This window comes from Pedobacter psychrophilus, from assembly GCF_001652725.1.
Taxonomy (GTDB): Bacteria; Bacteroidota; Bacteroidia; order Sphingobacteriales; family Sphingobacteriaceae; genus Pseudopedobacter; species Pseudopedobacter psychrophilus.
Genome location: NZ_LWHJ01000022.1, coordinates 369,496 through 388,248, shown reverse-complemented (window position 1 = coordinate 388,248; position 18,753 = coordinate 369,496). Strand labels below are relative to the sequence as shown.

20 protein-coding genes are annotated in these 18,753 nt (G+C 30.5%); 11 read left to right on the top strand and 9 right to left on the bottom strand.

The window, feature by feature from the left end:
* Window positions 1-73 precede the first annotated feature (73 nt).
* Window positions 74-958, top strand: coding sequence for an ATP synthase F1 subunit gamma (gene atpG, locus A5893_RS06475; protein WP_068821736.1), 885 nt, complete (start codon window positions 74-76; stop codon window positions 956-958).
* Window positions 959-1,182: 224 nt separating this feature from the next.
* Complete coding sequence (locus tag A5893_RS06470; RefSeq protein WP_068821735.1) at window positions 1,183-2,277, top strand: ATP-binding protein; 1,095 nt, start codon at window positions 1,183-1,185, stop codon at window positions 2,275-2,277.
* A gap of 236 nt (window positions 2,278-2,513) precedes the next feature.
* On the opposite strand, the gene A5893_RS06465 is transcribed toward A5893_RS06470, so the two are convergent.
* Complete coding sequence (locus tag A5893_RS06465) at window positions 2,514-2,978, bottom strand: hypothetical protein (protein WP_068821734.1); 465 nt, start codon at window positions 2,976-2,978, stop codon at window positions 2,514-2,516.
* Between the two features lie 134 nt (window positions 2,979-3,112).
* On the opposite strand from A5893_RS06465, the gene A5893_RS06460 reads away from it, so the two are divergent.
* Window positions 3,113-3,298 (top strand): hypothetical protein, encoded by a 186-nt coding sequence (locus A5893_RS06460; protein WP_068821733.1) that lies wholly within the window; start codon window positions 3,113-3,115, stop codon window positions 3,296-3,298.
* Window positions 3,299-3,327: 29 nt separating this feature from the next.
* Here the strand turns inward: A5893_RS06460 and A5893_RS06455 are convergent, their stop codons facing one another.
* Window positions 3,328-4,113, bottom strand: a complete 786-nt coding sequence (locus tag A5893_RS06455; protein ID WP_068821732.1) for a patatin-like phospholipase family protein — start codon at window positions 4,111-4,113, stop codon at window positions 3,328-3,330.
* Window positions 4,114-4,115: 2 nt separating this feature from the next.
* The gene (gldB, locus tag A5893_RS06450) at window positions 4,116-5,159 is read right to left on the bottom strand and encodes a gliding motility lipoprotein GldB (RefSeq protein ID WP_068821731.1); all 1,044 of its coding nucleotides are present in this window, start codon (window positions 5,157-5,159) and stop codon (window positions 4,116-4,118) included.
* Between the two features lie 33 nt (window positions 5,160-5,192).
* Between gldB and A5893_RS06445 the strand changes: the two genes are divergently transcribed.
* Both A5893_RS06445 and A5893_RS06440 read left to right on the top strand, forming a co-directional pair.
* Window positions 5,193-5,831 (top strand): porin family protein, encoded by a 639-nt coding sequence (locus tag A5893_RS06445; RefSeq protein ID WP_068821730.1) that lies wholly within the window; start codon window positions 5,193-5,195, stop codon window positions 5,829-5,831.
* A 13-nt stretch (window positions 5,832-5,844) separates the two neighbouring features.
* A complete protein-coding gene (locus A5893_RS06440) occupies window positions 5,845-7,485 on the top strand; it encodes an NAD+ synthase (RefSeq protein WP_068821729.1) in 1,641 nt (546 codons plus the stop codon).
* Here A5893_RS06440 and A5893_RS06435 read toward each other — a convergent pair.
* From A5893_RS06435 to A5893_RS06415, 5 genes are read right to left on the bottom strand one after another with little or no spacing between them, the layout of a single operon-like run.
* Window positions 7,482-8,132, bottom strand: coding sequence for a hypothetical protein (locus A5893_RS06435; protein ID WP_068821728.1), 651 nt, complete (start codon window positions 8,130-8,132; stop codon window positions 7,482-7,484). The genes A5893_RS06440 and A5893_RS06435 overlap by 4 nt on opposite strands.
* 6 nt (window positions 8,133-8,138) lie before the next feature.
* Entirely contained in the window at window positions 8,139-8,807 is a 669-nt protein-coding gene (locus tag A5893_RS06430) for a DUF1345 domain-containing protein (RefSeq protein WP_082911357.1), read from the bottom strand.
* Window positions 8,808-8,858: 51 nt separating this feature from the next.
* Window positions 8,859-9,545, bottom strand: a complete 687-nt coding sequence (locus A5893_RS06425; protein WP_068822103.1) for a response regulator transcription factor — start codon at window positions 9,543-9,545, stop codon at window positions 8,859-8,861.
* A gap of 1 nt (window position 9,546) precedes the next feature.
* Entirely contained in the window at window positions 9,547-11,217 is a 1,671-nt protein-coding gene (locus A5893_RS06420; RefSeq protein WP_068821726.1) for a sensor histidine kinase, read from the bottom strand.
* A 3-nt stretch (window positions 11,218-11,220) separates the two neighbouring features.
* Complete coding sequence (locus A5893_RS06415; RefSeq protein WP_068821725.1) at window positions 11,221-13,116, bottom strand: S9 family peptidase; 1,896 nt, start codon at window positions 13,114-13,116, stop codon at window positions 11,221-11,223.
* 190 nt (window positions 13,117-13,306) lie between these two features.
* On the opposite strand from A5893_RS06415, the gene A5893_RS06410 reads away from it, so the two are divergent.
* Genes A5893_RS06410 through rluF form a run of 4 tightly spaced genes read left to right on the top strand, consistent with a single transcriptional unit; the run spans window position 13,307 to window position 16,735 of the window.
* Window positions 13,307-15,112, top strand: coding sequence for a tetratricopeptide repeat protein (locus A5893_RS06410; protein WP_082911356.1), 1,806 nt, complete (start codon window positions 13,307-13,309; stop codon window positions 15,110-15,112).
* Between the two features lie 27 nt (window positions 15,113-15,139).
* Window positions 15,140-15,439 carry a DUF4286 family protein gene (locus tag A5893_RS06405; RefSeq protein ID WP_068821724.1) on the top strand — a complete coding sequence of 100 codons (300 nt, stop codon included), beginning with the start codon at window positions 15,140-15,142 and terminating at the stop codon, window positions 15,437-15,439.
* 9 nt (window positions 15,440-15,448) lie between these two features.
* Window positions 15,449-15,997 (top strand): dTDP-4-dehydrorhamnose 3,5-epimerase, encoded by a 549-nt coding sequence (rfbC, locus tag A5893_RS06400; RefSeq protein ID WP_068821723.1) that lies wholly within the window; start codon window positions 15,449-15,451, stop codon window positions 15,995-15,997.
* A gap of 3 nt (window positions 15,998-16,000) precedes the next feature.
* Window positions 16,001-16,735, top strand: coding sequence for a 23S rRNA pseudouridine(2604) synthase RluF (gene rluF, locus A5893_RS06395; protein WP_068821722.1), 735 nt, complete (start codon window positions 16,001-16,003; stop codon window positions 16,733-16,735).
* A 4-nt stretch (window positions 16,736-16,739) separates the two neighbouring features.
* Here rluF and A5893_RS06390 read toward each other — a convergent pair whose 3' ends face one another.
* Entirely contained in the window at window positions 16,740-17,027 is a 288-nt protein-coding gene (locus A5893_RS06390; RefSeq protein WP_068821721.1) for a TIGR03643 family protein, read from the bottom strand.
* Between the two features lie 232 nt (window positions 17,028-17,259).
* On the opposite strand from A5893_RS06390, the gene A5893_RS17445 reads away from it, so the two are divergent.
* Together A5893_RS17445 and A5893_RS06385 are read left to right on the top strand one after the other, a co-directional pair.
* Window positions 17,260-17,412, top strand: a complete 153-nt coding sequence (locus tag A5893_RS17445) for a DUF2256 domain-containing protein (RefSeq protein WP_082911355.1) — start codon at window positions 17,260-17,262, stop codon at window positions 17,410-17,412.
* Between the two features lie 36 nt (window positions 17,413-17,448).
* Entirely contained in the window at window positions 17,449-18,750 is a 1,302-nt protein-coding gene (locus tag A5893_RS06385) for a DASH family cryptochrome (protein WP_068821720.1), read from the top strand.
* Window positions 18,751-18,753: the final 3 nt, after the last annotated feature.

Genomic DNA, 18,753 nt, shown 5'->3' with positions numbered 1-18,753 from the left:
AGTATTGAGGCTTACAGAGACTACCAAAAGTTATCTCTATACTCAATACTCACATCTCACATCTAAATAAAAAATGGCAAATTTAAAAGAAGTAAGAATCAGGATATCTTCGGTAAGCTCTACACAACAGATTACCAAAGCAATGAAGATGGTTTCGGCTGCTAAACTAAAAAGAGCAACCAATGCTATTGTTCAATTACGTCCTTATGCCAATAAGCTAAAAGAAATTTTAGCAAATTTATCTGCCAGTTTAGAAGACGGTGTTTCTATTTATACTCAAGAACGTGAGGTAAAAAATGTACTTATTGTTGTCGTAACATCAAATCGCGGTTTAGCAGGGGCTTTTAACATGAACGCCATTAAAACTGCAAATAATTTAATTGCCAATAAATATAGCGATTATCAAAAAAGCGGGAATTTACAAATTGTAGCAATTGGTAAAAAATCTCAGGATTACTTTGAAAAACGTAAATACAATGTTATTGGCAACAATAACGAAGTATTTGCTGCTTTAAACTTTGAGAATGTTTCTTTAATTACTGAATCAATTATGAAAGGTTTTGTTGATGGGAAATATGATAAAGTAGAAGTAATTTATAATCAGTTTAAAAATGCAGCAATGCAAATTTTGACTACCGAGCAGTTATTGCCTGTTCCAAAAACGGAAAAGAAATCTAATGTTTCTGCCAATCAGGTTGATTACATTTTAGAGCCTTCAAAAGAAGAAATAGTTGAGGAATTAATTCCTAAAAACATTAAAATACAACTTTATAAAGCAGTTTTGGATTCTCACGCTTCTGAGCATGGCGCTAGAATGACAGCGATGGATAAAGCAACAGATAATGCTGGTGATTTATTAAAGAAGTTAAAGCTAGCTTATAATCAAGCTCGTCAGGCTGCAATTACTACAGAACTTTCTGAGATTGTAAGTGGAGCTGCGGCTTTGTCTAACGGATAAATTTAAAAGCTTAATGCTGAAAGCTTAATGCTGAAAGCTTGAAACCTCAATCATGATAAATGATTGAGGTTTTTTATTGTATCCTATTTTATATAATCCAAAATTATTATATTTATTTTAGATTACAATCCAAAATTATTATGTTTTCATTGGATTGCAATCCAAAATTATTATATATTTGAAATGTGATTGAACGATTTCAAATAGATTATGCCCTTAAAAGAATGTTTAAAAATAAAGCGTTTCTTGTTTTTGGACCTAGGCAAGCAGGTAAAACTACTTTTGTAGAAACGCTATTGCAAAAAATCGACAAAAATACTTTAAGCTTAAACGGAGATGATGCCGATGTAAGGGAAATGTTGGCGAAACCTAATACTGCGCAAATTACGCAGTTATTAGTCGGCTACGAAGTTTTATTTATTGATGAAGCACAAAGGATAAACGAGATAGGTTTATTGTTAAAAATAATTGTAGATCGCTTTAAAAGTGTACAGGTTATTGCAACTGGCTCTTCTGCTTTTGAATTATCTGGTAAGGTAAACGAATCTTTAACTGGCAGAAAGTATGAAATGATGTTGTTGCCATTTTCTTACAGCGAATTGGTTAACGCAACTGATTATTTAACGGAAGAAAGATTGATTGAGCAGAGAATAATATATGGTTCTTATCCAGAAGTTGTTACTGATACGGCTAATGCCGAAGAACATTTAAAACTTTTATCAGATAGCTATTTGTATAAGGATTTATTCACCTTAGAACAAATTAGTAAACCTTTATTGTTTCAGAAAATTGTAAAAGCATTGGCATTGCAAGTTGGGAGCGAAGTTAATTTTTCTGAATTGGCACAATTGGTAAAAGCTGATCAAAAAACAGTTGAAAAATATATTGATTTGCTTGAGAAAGCTTTCGTGGTTTTTTCTTTAACAGCTTATTCTGGTAATGTAAGAAATGAGATTAAGAAAAATAGGAAAATTTATTTTTATGATAACGGAATTATCAACGCTGTAACAAGAAATTTTAATGCTTTAGCAAATAGAAACGATGTTGGTGCGCTATGGGAAAATTATATCATTAGCGAAAGGATAAAATTTTTACTCCAAAACCAAATAGATGCTGAAACTTTTTTTTGGAGAACCACACAGCAACAAGAAGTTGATTATATTGAGAGAACTGCTAATAAAATGCTAGCTGTAGAGTTTAAGTGGAGTCCCACTGCTAAAGCTAAAATTCCTATTACATTTATTAAAGCTTATCAAGAAGCAGAAACAAAAATTATTTCAAAGAATGATAGAGCATCATTCTTAACAAATTTGAAATAATTATTTTTTATAACCCACTAGCTTGATATTCTTATAGCTATTGACTGTTATTTCAATAATATTGTAGCAGAGATATTTTAATCTTTACTTTGTTAAATTCATCCATTTCCCCCGATTAACCTTCTGCTTTTTCAGAATATTTTGGAATGATAAATTCAAAGGAAAAATAATACCCATAAAAAAACACTCTAAGCCGAAGCATTAGAGTGTTTTGGGATTAATCAATTGTTTAGGTGTTATATTTTTATGATGATGATGTTAGAATTATTATAAGCAATTGCTGAATTAGCATTAGTGCTTGCAAAGCCAGCTAATTCTAAAGTTCCACAACAATCTGATTTTGTATATTTTGTTTCAACTTTCAAAACATCTACTTTTATTTTCGCTAAAGAAATTGTGAATTCATCAGAAGAATTAGAAACAAAAAGAATTGAGCTATTTTTTACATTAGAGCCATCAATTTTAAATTCTACCTCTTTTTTTAATCTTGAACTATAAATGCTAATATCGTTTAAACCATATTTCTTATTTAATCCAAAAAGCAAATCATTCCCTGTTCTACTATCTTCAAACCTTAATCTTAATATTATAGACGGAGATTCACATTTAACATTAGCACAATTATTTAATTTTTCTTCTTGCTTACAACCGCAGCTAAAAATTATGAATCCAATTAAAAAAAATGATAATATCCTTAACATCATTATTTATTACGTACTTAATTGGGCATCTGATACACATACAATACATAATTTTTATTTTAAAGATTTTGGGATTTAGTAGGGTTATTTCAACAATAGTTTTATTTTTGTACCATATAAAAAAACATATTACAATGGTAAACGCTAATAACCCGTCACATTATAAAGTAATTATCTTAGGAGTTTTTGTTGGCTTGTTTGGAATATACATCAAACAATTTATTTATCACTCTATGGTGGTTGATTTAATTGGCTGGGCAATTACCTTTATTGGTGCAGCTATAGCAATTAGCGGAGTAATGAAGGTATTAAAAGACTAAAATATATTTTATAATAATTTAAAAAGGTGTTATTTAGCGATAATACCTTTTTCTTTTGCTTCCATTTTGGTCTTGAGGTGATCAATCTGCTTTAAAGTTTCTTCATGTGCTAACCAAAAAATTTCTTCAGCTCTTTTGGTATCAAATAAACTAGTTTGTCCTAAACCGTAAGGCTCTACCAAAAAATCTACACATTTTAATTTTTCTTCCATATCAGAATTTATGGAAAGTACGGCAGCCCTTTCAAAAACGTGTTTAATGTTTCTAAATTTATCTATCTCTGGTAAGTGATTACAACTAGACCCAATAATAAAATCACAATTATTCAATAAAGGTTCTATTGGGAAATTATTTAAAACTCCTCCATCTACATAAAATTCTCCGTCAATCATTAAAGGATTAAACACTCCAGGAATACAACTTGAAGCTAATACTTTTCTAATTAAATCTCCTTTTTGAAAATACACTAATTTGCCTTTATTAAAATTTGTTGATGTAATGATTAAGGGGATTTTTAGGTTTTCAAAGGAATCATGGGGTAAATATCTTTTAAACAAAGGAATGGTAGATTCTAAACTTAATAAGGCGGGAGAAAGAAAAGCTGGTCTTAAAAACCTTAGAATTCTGGTTTCTTGAAATATCTGAAGAGCTGAGTAAGGATCAATACCATTTGCAAATAAGGCACCAACAATAGCTCCAGCACTTGTTCCAGTTATCATAGAAATCGTAATTTTTTGATCTTGAAGCGCTTTCAAAACCCCTAAATGTGCTATTCCCCTAATTCCGCCACCGCTTAATACAATCCCTATCTTCATTATTAATTTTGTTTATTAGAAGGACGATATTTTGATCCTTTTAGTATTTTTTGAGCATCACGTTCTAACATTAATTCTTTCAATGCTATTTTAGGATTTTCCTTCATATAATTATTAACAATCTGCCATCCAATAAATAAACCAAGTTTAGGTGCTGATTCATTTTTTTCTCCCAAGCCTGGAGTAAATGGTGCTTCCGAAATATATTTTTGAATTTTAAAATAATCCGTTTCATATAATAAGTCTTGATCAAGAAAATAAGCATAACAATCAGACTCATAATCATTAGCCCATTTCATTTGTTTTTCAGAATAACCGATGATTGTACTATCTGCAGTTTCTGGTTGAATTTGTTTCATAAAATAAAGAAGCTTACCATTATAAACCATTTTAGCTAATAATGTTTTATCATTATCCAATTCTGGAAACAAATCTTCTCTGGTAATTACTTCAACAACTCTTGGCGTTATATTTTCTGGAGTGAATCTTCTGCTGATATATCTGGGGATAGTTTCTACCAATGCGGGATAAAATTTAGAATTTTTACCTAAAAACATATCCAGCCCAATACCAACATAACCAGATCCAATTGGTGTTTGTACTTGAAAACCAGAAATGTAGGTTATTATTTTTGGCACTTTCCATTCAGGATAATAATATTTTATTCTTTTAAAAGCTTCTGTTATTTCTGGTTTTATTTTATCTATATCAGGATAAACCTGATTAGTTTCCTGCTGCAAATCCTGAAAAGGTTTTCCTTCTAATATTTGAGAAACTGTGGCTTTATAATCATCATTATTTGTTGGACCAACATTTAATATCTTTTGAAAATAATCGTTATAAAAACTACCATATTTCTCGCTTAATTGCGGTAATTTTTCATTTAAATTACTTGGGTTAATTTTTGATAAATCTTGGTCGAACCTTTCAATTTTTAAATTTATCCTGATATTACTGGTATCAATCTTATTTTCTTGATTACAAGCTAATGTTAGAAATGATATTATAAAAAAAAGAGTAATTTTGGCGTAATCAGTAGTTTTCATCTATACAAATTAACAATTTATTAAACTCAATTTATGAAAAAGATATTAATAGCAGCTATATTATGCTTTAGCACCTCTATTATTTTTGCCCAACAAGAAGACACATTTAAAGGCTTTAAATTAGGCCTTACTGCGCATCCAACTTTTGGCTATATTAAATCTGATATACAAGGTACAGAAGGCGATGGTTTAAGGGCAGGATTTACATATGGCTTGTTAGGCGATTTCTATTTTGCCCAAAATTATGCTTTTAGTACTGCTTTAAAATTAACTACCATTAACGGACAAACAAAAGCAAACTCAACCAACGAGCAAAAAGTTTATAAACTACAATATATAGAAATACCGGCTACTGTTAAGCTATGTACTTCTGAAAATAATGGACTCAAATTTTTTGGTCAGTTTGGTTTAGGGAATGGCTTTAATGTTAGAGCAAAACAAGATATTAAAGGTTTAAGTAGCACTCCTATCCAAGAAGACATAGATATCTATAAAACTACATCGTTTTACAGAGCTTCTTTAATTATAGGTGCGGGTGCCGAATTTACAGTTGGTGAAAAAACAAAATTAGCGGGTGGTTTAACTTTTGATAATGGCTTTACTGATATACAATCTGGTGCTGGTACACTTAAAAATTCATATTTAGGTTTAAACTTAGCTGTTTACTTTTAAAGTATTTTTTCACATGAAAATAGCTTTAGCACAACTAAATTATCACATCGGTAATTTTGAGGCAAATACAAAAAAAATAATCGATACAATTAATCAGCAAAAAGCAAATGGCGTTGATTTAGTCGTTTTTGCTGAGCTTTGTATTTCCGGTTATCCGCCTAGGGATTTTTTGGAGTATCCAGAATTTATAGAATTGTGTAAAGCTTCCGCCGATGAAATTGCTAAAGCTACAAGTAGTATTGCTTGTATCATTGGATTGCCAATCGTAAATCCTGTTATAGAAGGCAAAGATTTATACAATTCAGCACTTTTTATTGCTGATGGTGAGATAAAACAAACCGTTAAAAAAGCTTTACTGCCCACTTACGATGTGTTTGACGAATATCGATATTTTGAACCCGCTCATGAGTTTAAATGTATCAACTACAAAGGACATAAAATTGCATTAACGGTTTGTGAAGACCTTTGGAATTTGGGTAATAATCCGCTTTATAAAACTTGTCCAATGGATGAGTTGATTAAAGAGGAGCCGGATTTTATGATTAATATAGCTGCATCTCCTTTTGCTTATAATCATGATGAAGAGCGGATTTTTATCCTTTCACAAAATTGCAGAAAATATAATCTGCCTCTTTTTTATGTAAACCACGTTGGCGCACAAACAGAATTAATTTTTGATGGTGGATCGTTAGTTTTTGATAAAGCCGGAGATTTAGTATCTGAATTAAAATATTTTGAAGAAGATATTCAGGTTTTTGATGTGGAGCAGATACAAAGTGCTATCATTTTAAATAAAGAAAACAAAAGAGCAACTGATACTGAACAAGTATATCAGGCTTTGATTTTAGGAATTAAGGATTATTTCAAAAAATCGGGATTTGAAAAAGCAACTTTAGGTTTATCCGGAGGAATTGATTCCGCTTTAGTTTGTGCTTTAGCTTGTGAAGCTTTAGGCGCAGAAAACGTGATGGCTGTTTTAATGCCTTCTAAATATTCATCAGACCATTCTATTAAAGATGCAGAAGATTTAGTGAAAAATTTAGGTTGCAAAAGTACAATTATCCCCATAAAAAATGTTGCTGATGCTTTTGATGAAACCTTAAAGCAAGAATTTTCTGGTTTAGAAGCAAATCTCACCGAAGAAAATATACAAGCCAGATCTCGTGGAGTAATTTTAATGGCGATGTCTAATAAATTTGGATATATCTTATTAAATACTTCAAATAAAAGTGAATCTGCAGTAGGCTATGGAACTTTATATGGTGATATTTGCGGAGCAATTTCTGTAATTGGTGATTGTTATAAGACCCAAGTTTATCAGCTGTGTAATTATATCAATAGAGAAAAAGAAATAATTCCCATCAATACGATTGTAAAACCACCTTCTGCAGAATTAAGACCAGACCAAAAAGATTCTGATTCTTTGCCAGATTACGATGTTTTGGATAAAATTTTATTTGAATACATTGAAATGAAGAAAAGCTCTAAAGCTATAATTGCAGATGGTTATGATGAAACTTTAGTTAATCGGATTTTAAAAATGGTAAACAAAGCAGAGTTTAAACGCTACCAAACCCCTCCTATTTTAAGGGTTTCTCCAAAGGCATTTGGTATGGGGAGAAGAATGCCAATTGTTGGAAAATATTTGAGTTAGTTAATCAAATTGAGAACATTTTCAAGATTTTCAGCATCTCCAATAAAATAATATGCTAATAATTTATTCTTAGTAGATAGGGTCAATTTACTAGTTTCATTATCCATTTTTAAAAGACCTCCATCTTCAGTTTTAAATAAAATGGAATAATTATTAGTTGATAAAATCAATTTCTGGTTTTTAAATTTATAGGATTTGTCTCTCAGTTTTTTTCCTTTAGAGTCAGAAAATTTCTGATTATTATCCAATTTAAATCCTAAAACATTACAACTATCATTAATTGAAACATTATCATTAACAAAAAAAAGCTTTTCTGTTAGCGATTTATATTTTATAGAAAAATCAAGTTTGTTAATGATAATCAACAGGGAATCTGTCTGCATAAAAATATCATCCAAATTTTGTGTTACCCTCACATAAATGCTTTTATTAGTTTTTAAAATCGGATTTGCTTCTGGCAAAGTTGAAAAATTCACTTTAATTACATCAGGTTTAAGGGCTGTTAAACAAATTACACCTTTTTCAGAGTATACTTTTAAACTGTTTTCTTCTAATTTTTTGTGATCATATATCTTAAATGGTTCTAAATTTTGAGCCTCAACAAAAATCGGTAAAGAAAAAAGAAGAAGAAAAAGGTATAACTTCATTTTAGTCTATAGTAAATTTGAGATTACAGATATACTTAACGCGATGATCACTGTATTGAAAACAAAAGAAATTAAGCTATGGAGAAGGCATAACCTTCTTATTGCTTTAGATTGGATTTGGACATCAGAAACTTGAAATGTCATGCCTATAATAAATGAAAAATATGCAAAATCAAGATAGTCTGGGTTATCTTCTTCAGGAAAATCTAAGCCTTTAACAAATCCAGTTTTATTAACTGATAATGGTTGATAGTATAAATGAGTATATCTAAATGCGAACACTGTATGAAGTATCCACCAGGAAGAAATAACAGAGCAAATAGAAAGCAAAGTATATTCAACTAATTCTTCTCCAATTAGTGATTTTGATGAACCCAATAATAAAACTACTGAAAACAAACCCGCTAATGCTGCAGCTATAACAAAAACAAATATAAAACTCTTGCTAGCATCTTGTATTGATGCTGTTTTTTCAGCATCTAAAGGATGAGTAAATAAAATGGTTATCCAGGAAAGCAAAAGATGACAAACAGAATAAGATAACCAAACAATCAGAAAAGATCTGGGAGTAAAACCTCCCTTGCTTATCAAAAAATAGCTACTTAGCGCAACAATTAAAGAAATGATTAACCTATGATGGGCGTCTAATTGATTAATATGCTTTAAGTATTTCAAGCTTATTTTTTACTTTGTTTCAATGAGTTTATAATATTAAAATTATTCTTTCTATTCCTCATTAAAACGATAGCCTACGCCCCTAACTGTTTGCAAAAATTCAGGTCTATCCGCATTAGATTCAATTTTTTTCCTTAACCTAACAATGTGCATATCCAAAGTTCTGGTGTTTACATCAGAGTTATATCCCCATACTTCCATCATCAAATCATCACGACTAATTACTTTATTTTTATTCTCCAAAAAGTAAAGTAGTATGCGATTTTCTAAAATCGTCAATTCTGTTTTTTTACCATCCTTAATCAAAGAATGGATATTTGGCTGATGTTCCATATTCCCAAACTTGCTAAAATCGGGTTTTTCATTTAGTATATATTTCACCTTACTTTCTAACATGGCAACCAAAACATCCATATTGAATGGTTTTGTTACATAATCAGACACACCAAAATTGTAGGCATCAATTTTATCCAAATCTTGCGATTTGGCCGTCATCATAATAATGATATTTTCAAATCCCTTAGAACGTAGTTCGGTACAAACTTCAGAACCTTCTTTGCCTGGCATCATCCAGTCTAAAAGCACAATATTGGGTTGTTCTGCTAAAACTAAATCAATGGCTTGCTGGCCATCACTTGCTTCCACAATTTTATAACCTTCTTTTTCCAATCTGTTACTCACCAAAAATCTTAGGTTTTCATCATCTTCAATTACTGCAATCTTTATGTCTTTTTGCATATTATTTATCATAAGGTAAAATCACCTCAAACTCAGATCCTTTTCCAATCTTGCTCTTTACAGTAATTTTTCCATTCATAAAATTAACTAGTTCTTTACAGAATGCCAAACCTAAACCTACACTACCTTGTTGATTATATCTACTTTGTATCCTATAAAATTTCTTAAAAATATTATCTAATTCACTGGCCTCAATACCAATTCCACGATCTTTAAAAGAAAATGCAACTTCTTTTTTAAGCCTATAAATTTTAATCTTTAATTTCTTTTCACCAGCACTAGCATATTTGTATGCGTTTTCAATCAGATTGTGAAATATACTATTTAATAAAACCGGATCCGTAGAAAAAGTATTTAATCCTATTATTTCCAATTCAATAACGTAATCAGGATATTTCATTTGAAAAGTATCAATCATATTTTGAGCAAAAATCTCTAAATTGATATCCTGATAATTAATCTTTATGGCTTTATTCTCTATTTGAGTAAACGAAAGTAGCTTATTCATCAAATCATTAAGTCTATCGGCCTCTTCATCTAAGATCCTTCCGTAATGATTTTTTTCTTTTTCGGAAAGTTCTTTTGCATTCATAATATTATTCCCAGCAATTTTTATAACCGAAACTGGCGTTTTGAACTCATGAGTGAGGTTATTGATAAAATCATACTGCAAACTAAATAACTTCTGATTGATATTTAGGTTACGATAAATTAGAAAAGTGATAAATGCCAAAACTAAATAAACAACAAAAACTGCTAATGCAATTGGAAAAAACCTGCGATTTACTTCTTTGTTAAGAAACTCCTGTTCACTACCAAAATAAATTTTATAATCAGAAAATGGCCCTGGCAACGCTATATCGGTATTAATTAATTTTGGTTTTTCTAAAATAGGATCGTAAGAAAGCGGTTTAATGCTGATGTATCTGTAAAGCTGTGGATGATTATTTATTATCTTTAATTTTGATGGATTAAGCTCAAAAGAAAATACATCCTGCTCATAAACCGGAGATGTATTGCCACTTTTAAACATCAGATCTTGATATATTTTTATATCATCTCTTCTAGGGATATTCATATAGCTAATTTTATTATTTACTATGCTATAAAAAATCCTGAATATTTGCTCGCTATTTAAAGGCTTGGTAGTATCCGCAGTTTCAATGTAACTAGCAATTTTTAAGCTTATTTTATTAAATTCATCACCACTTTGTAAGGATAATGAACCTGGTTTTTTACCATCAAAAATTACTTTATCCTTTTGATTGATATTTAGCCCAAATTGATATAATTTTTTTATCCCGACAGAAAAATTTCCAATACGTAAGCCATCTTCAATAGGATGATTACTAACCTGAGCATCATAAAACAAAACTTTCTCTACAAATGGATAGCTTTTTAAAATTGTATCCGCATATTTTTCTGCAGATGCTGAATCTAAAAAACCTTGGTAAAAAGAAATCTCTGGTATTTTATTTTGGAATAAAGTGTTGTAAGGTGCAATTGTTTTTTCTAAAACATCAATTTTTAAAGCTGAAAACTCATTTTCAATATATTTTTTTGTAAGGTTATATCCTAATATTAGCGCTAAAACTAAAGAAATAGAGATCAACACCATAAAGGAAATGATGAGGGCAAAATTTTTCCTGTAGCTATCAGTTTTAGCCTTCATCTTCTATTTTTCAAAACCTAATTGCTTTTCAAAAAAATCGCCAAGTTGTTTGTAAAACGCTACCCTATTTTCCATATCTCTAAATTGATGATTTTCACTTTCGTGGAGTATATAAGTAACATCAATTTGCCTTTTTCTTAATTCTTTAACAAACTGATTTGTTTCATTAACATTTACCCTACTGTCTCTCCCACCTTGCGCAATTAGTAATGGTAATTTTATTTTGTCTGTTTGAAAAATAGGAGATGAATATTTAAGATAATCAATATCACTTTCTGGGTTGCCTACTATTTCATTCATCATTTGCTGATAAGGCTTATAGTAAGCAGGAAAGCCTTTTAAGTAGGTAAATATGTTGATGTAACCTGAGTATGAAGCTGCACATTTATATAATTTTTGATTATAAATAATCTGATTTAGAGCAGAAAAACCTCCAAAACCATAACCATAAACACCAATTTTATCAGGATTGGCAACCTCTTCGCTAATTAACCAATTAACACCATCAGCAATATCGTCCTGAATTTTTTTGCCCCATTCTTTATATCCTGCATTTTTAAATGATTTACCATAACCAATAGATCCACGGTAATTTATTTGCAAAACTGCGAAACCTCTATTTGCTAAATACTGGACCTCATTATTATAACCCCAAGAGTTTCTTTGCGATGGACCAGAATGCGGGAAAACAATACAAGGTAAATCTTTTTCTTTTTTCCCTTTCGGGATTGTTAAATATCCATGAATTGTTAAACCATCTCTACTTTTAAAACTGATTGGTTTCATTTCACACATATCATCCTCATTAATTTGAGGATTTATATCTGCAAGTCTTTGCAATTTATTGGTGTTTGATTGATATAAATAATAAGCTCCAGGATTTTTATCTGTAAAAGTTCTTACAATAAACTTATTTTCATATTGATCATTATCTAGTATTTTAATTTCTTGGTTGGGTATTAAAGTACGTATTTGACCATACATTTCTTTATACCCGTCATCTAAGAAGTGGTTTTGCCTTTTGTTGATTTCGTAGGTTACATAAGCTAACTTTTTTAATGTTTTAGAGTAAACGACATCCATAATATCGGCATCAGGATTTTCATAAATAACCTTTGATTCTTTACCGGTTTTACAATCAAAATCCACTAATGCTAATTTATCTCTGTTTAAATTTGATAGGGCATAAACATGATTAGGCTGGTTGGTAAAACCAAAAGGCGATAAAGAACTTTTAAAATTGTTGGTAATAACAGGTTTAAATTTTTGATTATTATCAGATCTAAAGTAGATTGTTTCATTAACACCATCGCTACCAACAGCTAAGTTAATATTGCCATTATCATCAGAAATCCACCGAATTATGTTTCCAGGATTTTCTATAAAAAGCTTTCTTTCACCTGTGTTAATATTCAATTTATAAACATCAAAATACTCTGCAACTCTATCGTTTACAGCTATCAAAATGCTATTGTTGTTTTTTATAACCTGATCAATTACTTCTACTTTAGTTTTAGGAGGGGTTTTTACTAATAAATTATTAATCCCATCCTTATCAACTATAAATGACTGATAATTATCTAAACTATCCTTTTCTTGCATATAGAAAAGCTTATCATTACCAGCCCAAAAATAATATTTAATAGACTTGTTGTTTAGCTTTGTAATCTGTGTTACTTTATTATCACTTAAAGATTGTACAAAAATATTAAGCTGCCCGTTAGTAGGTTTGAGATAAGAAAGATATTTACCATCTGATGAAATATGATAAAAAGATTGTTGTGGGTCTTTGAAAAAAGTATCTATAGAAACCTGTTTAACTTTTGTTGTTTTTACGCAACCCGCCACACTCACAATAAAGCAAACAACTAAAATATATCTTTTGCAACAATCCAACATCGGTTTAATTTATCGTTTTATAAAATTTACAATAAGCGATTAAAATCTGTGTTTTTATACTTTCACCAAAATAACTATTTCTATTTTACTTGCATCAAATAATATGGTAACATTTAAAATACACGTGTAATCCTAACGTATTTAATATAAATTAAGCTTAGTATCATTAAAATTTCTAATTTTATTATCAATGATAAAAAGATTTCTCTTAACCTGTTTAACCATTTTTGCTGTTTTGTTTAATACTGCAAAAGCGCAAATAAGTGATCAAGATGCAGTAGCCAACCAATTTTATAGTAATGGCGAATATGATAAAGCTTTAATCATTTTTAAACAACTTTATCAGGCAAAAAATGGTTCTTCAATATATTATAAAGAATATCTAAATACTTTATTAAAGCTTAAACTTTATGATGATGCGGAGAAAATTATCATTAAAGAAATCAAACAAAACCCTGTTGCCCGATTAGATTTAGGTGCGTTATATCAGGAAAAAGGTGATTTAGCTTCTGCCGATAAAATATACAATTCAGTTATCCAACAAATGCAACCAGATCAGTTTTCTATAAATGATGTTGCAAATGCTTTCTATGGAACTGGAAATTTTGATTATTCAATTAAAACTTTTTTAGTTGGGCGTAAATTGTTGGAGGATGATAATATTTTTTCTTACGAGCTCATCAATCTTTATCGATATAAAAAAATGAAAGATGAGCTGACACAAGAATCATTAAAATTGATTGAAAACCAACCAGAACTGCTTCCTATGATTAAAGGGAGCTTGTCTCGCACTTATGAAAATAACGAAGACTATAATATCCTTAAAGTTTTACTCTTAAAAAAAATTCAAAAAGATCCTCAAAATATCAATTATATAGATTTATTGGCTTGGCAATACATACAGCAGCAACAATATGATTTAGCTTTAATTCAATTAATAGCATTAGACAAACGTACAAATGGAAATGGCGTAAAAGTTTTTTCTTTAGGCGATTTATTATTTGAGAACAAAGCTTATGAAACAGCAAACAAAGCTTACAATTATTTGATTGAAAAAGGACAAAATAGCACTTATTATATTCCGGCAAGGGTTGCGATTTTACGTAGTAAGAATAAACAGATTTTAGATGAAAAATATAGTAAAGAAGACATTACAAATCTGGTAAATGATTACGAAATTTTATTAAAAGAGTTTGGAAGCAGTGCCCAAACCATATTTGCCATCAGGCAATTAGCAAACCTAAAAGCTTTTTATTTGAATCAATTAGATGAAGCAGAAAAACTTTTAGAGAGTACTTTAAACTTCCCAAACAGCAGGCCTCAAACTTTAGCAGAGGTAAAATTAGACTTAGCAGATATTTACATTTTAAATAACGAACGATGGGAAGCTGCACTACTTTATGGTCAGGTAGAAAAATCTTTCTCAAATGAGCCATTAGGGCAAGAAGCAAAATTTAAAAACGCAAAATTATCTTTTTATAATGGAGATTTTACTTGGGCAAAAGCGCAATTAGATGTCTTAAAAGCATCAACATCACAACTAATTGCAAACGACGCATTGGATTTAAGCTTACTTATTCAAGATAATTTAGCTTTTGATACGACCGGAAATGCTTTAAAAATTTATGCAAAAGCAGATTTATTGCAATTCAAAAATTTGGATAATCAATCATTAACAACATTAGACAGCATTGCTTTACTTTATCCTCAAACAGATTTATTGGATGATATTTTAATGTTAAAATCAAAGATATACACCAAACAAAACGACTTTGTAAAAGCTGCCGATACTTACAAAAATATCATTACAAATTACGATGATAGCATTTGGTCTGATGACGCTTTATTTCAATTAGGGGTTTTGGAAGAAGATAAATTAGAAGATAAAATAAATGCGCAAAAACATTATCAACAACTGATAGAAAAATTTCCCGGCAGTTTATACGTGATAGAAGCAAGAAAAAGATTTAGAAATTTAAGGGGCGATGCACTTTAGAAATTTTTCAATTACTACATTTGCCAAATGATAATTTACAACGTTACCAGCATCGTAGAACAAGAAATAAAAGATGATTTTTTAGCTTTTATGCAAGAAATTCACATTCCAGAAGTAATGGCAACTGGTAAATTTAGCTCCTCAAATTTATATCAATTAACAGAACCAGAAAACGAGGGTTTTACGTATTGCGCACAATATATTACAGAAAAAGCTCAAAACTTAATTGATTATAGAGAAATTTATGCGCCAATCTTACAGAAAGATGTGCAGCAAAAATTTGGTGATAAAGTAGTTTCTTTTAGGAGCGTATTAGAAAAAATTTAAATCCATTACATGAATATTATTGAAACCCCAATTAAAGATTTGATCATTATCGAACCTAAAATCTGGAAAGATGATAGAGGATATTTCTTTGAAAGTTATAATAAAAAGGCTTTCGCCGATGCTGGTATAAATGCAGAATTTGTTCAGGATAATCAATCTTTTTCTCATAAGGGAGCTTTAAGAGGACTTCATGCGCAAGCAAATCCTAATGCTCAAGGAAAATTGGTGAGAGTTGTACAAGGTAAAGTGATAGATGTTGCTGTAGATATTAGAAAAAAATCACCAACTTTTGGTCAGCATTATAGCATAGAATTAAGTGGAGAAAACAACAAAATGTTTTGGGTTCCGCCAGGTTTTTTACATGGATTTGTAACCTTAGAAAACAATACAATTTTCAGCTATAAATGCACTAATCTTTATCATAAAGATGCAGAAGTTGGTGTAATTTGGAACGATAAAGACTTAGGAATTAATTGGGGAATTAAAGAATCAGAAGCTTTAGTGTCACCTAAAGATGTTATTCTTCCTAATTTTTCAGCAATAGAAAGTCCATTTTAAACAATGCAAAATCCTAAAGAAGGACTTCGATTAAACAAAACTATCAGCGATACAGGGTTTTGCTCCCGGCGAGAAGCAGACCGAGTTATTGAGGAAGGAAGAGTAACCATTAATGGAAAAGAAGCCGTTTTAGGCGATAGAGTTTTATCAACTGATGATGTAAGGGTTGATGGAAGGCGTATAAAATTTAAAAATCAGGAAGATTCAATTTACATCGCATTTAATAAACCTCGAGGAGTTACCTGCACAACCGACAGGCAAATTGATGGTAACATAATTGATTACATCCGCCATCCAAAACGAATATTCCCGATTGGCAGATTAGATAAACCATCAGAAGGATTGATATTTTTGACCAGCGATGGAGATATCGTAAACAAGATTTTAAGAGCGGGTAACAATCATGAAAAAGAATATATTGTTACTGTAAATAAACCCATCACCCAACATTTTTTAAAAAAGATGGCTAATGGAGTTCCTGTTTTAGATACTGTTACCCAAAAATGTTTTATCAAACAAGAAAGTGAAACTGTTTTTAAAATTATCCTTACTCAAGGTTTAAACCGCCAAATTAGGAGAATGTGCGAATATTTAGATTATGAAGTCAAAAAACTTAAACGCACCCGCATTATGAATGTTTCTTTAAATAACTTACCGCTTGGTAAATGGCGAGATTTAACCAAAGATGAACTCAATGAAATTATGAGAATGGTGGCAGATTCTAGTAAAACAGCTTAAAAATTTATCTTTTAGAGATTTTATTCATCGTAATTTGCCTTTGTAAATTACATTTAAAACGATCTATATCTTCACTTCTCTTTTTTAAATGTTTGTGAGAAATTTGATGTGCTCTTTCCCTCCAAAGTCGCCAACTACTAGGTTTTAATTCCCTTCGCATTAGCTTTATCACATCCTGCTCAGCTAAACCAAATTGCAATTCTATCACTTCAAAAGGTGTACGGTCCTCCCAAGCCATCTCAATAATCCTGTCGGTTTCCCTTTCTGTTAAATTCTGAAACTGCTTTTTCATCCTTTCAAAACATCTTTCAATGCTTATTGTTTAATAATTGTTGGTTTGATAAATACTATTAATTTAAATTTTTATTAATTAATGTAGTTTATTAAAAATTGTTGTTATAAAAATATTTATTTGTGCGTTTTAACGGGCTATCCGCTAAATCTTTTTTATGAAAATTAAAAAAGGATATCGCTGCTATCCCTAACGCAAAACCTATTTATCGCAAATTGATAAATTTCAACTCATGATCAATAAAAACGGGAAAATAATTGAAAAGAATAATCTCCCACAAAAAATTTGTATCACTTGTAAAAAACCTTTCGCTTGGCGTAAAAAATGGGAAAAATGTTGGGACGACGTAAAATATTGTTCAAATAATTGCCGAAACATTAAATAATGAGCAATATTGTAAAAAGAAATTGAGGATTTTAAAATGAGTGAAAAAATAATATTGGTTTGGTTTAGAAACGATTTACGGGTTCATGATAATGAAATATTATTAGAAGCTACTCAAAAAGCAACAACCATTTTACCAGTATTTATTTTCGATCCTCGCTATTTTAGTGAGACTATTTTTAAAACTCAAAAAACAGGAAGTTTTAGAGCACAGTTTATTTTAGAGAGCGTTGCTGATTTAAAAAAATCATTACAGAAATTAGGTGGAGATTTATTGGTTACCCAAGGCCATCCTGAAGAAATTCTTCCTCAAATTTGCGAAAAATATAACGTTAACGAGGTTTATCACCATCGAGAAGTTGCTTCCGAAGAAACAGATATTTCCTCTAAAGTTGAAGATGTCCTTTGGAAAAAACAAATCAACTTAAAACACTTTATTGGTCATACCATGTACCATAAAGAAGATTTGCCATTTCCTATCAAAGATATTCCAGATGTATTTACCACTTTCCGTAAAAAAGCCGAACGTGAAGGTGTAATCCGCTCATCTTTTGAAACTCCTACAAAAATTGATATCCCACTTAATTTAGAACAATCAATATTACCTTCTTTAAAAGATTTAGGTGTAGAATATGAGAAAATTGATATTCGTAAGGCAATTGATTTTAAAGGTGGAGAAACTGAAGGGTTAGCAAGATTAAAATACTATTTATGGGATACAGATTTGTTGAAAACATATAAAAAAACCCGTAATGGCTTAATAGGTGCCGATTATAGTTCTAAACTTTCTCCATGGCTTTCTGCAGGTTGCCTTTCTCCGAGAGAAATTTATTGGGAAATAAAAAAATATGAGCAAGAACGTGGCGCAAACGACAGCACTTATTGGCTAATTTTTGAATTGCTTTGGCGAGATTATTTTCGCTTTATGTTTAAGAAACACGGCACCCAATTTTTTATGGAAGGTGGTTTTAAAGGTAAAGATAACGAACATGCCGAAAATCAAGAAGAACTTTTTGAGAAATGGAAAAATGCAAAAACTGGCGTTCCGTTTATTGATGCTAACATGAAAGAGCTTAATTTAACTGGCTTTATGAGCAACCGTGGTCGTCAGAATGTAGCTTCATACTTAGTAAAAGATTTAAAAGTAAATTGGACCTGGGGCGCTGCTTATTTTGAAGAAAAACTGATTGATTATAACCCTGCAAGTAATTGGGGAAATTGGTCTTATGTTGCAGGCGTTGGTAACGATCCTCGTGAAAACCGCCATTTTAATATAGAAAAACAAGCTAATGATTATGATCCGAAAGGAGAATATAGAAAGCTTTGGTTAGAGGGGTAATTC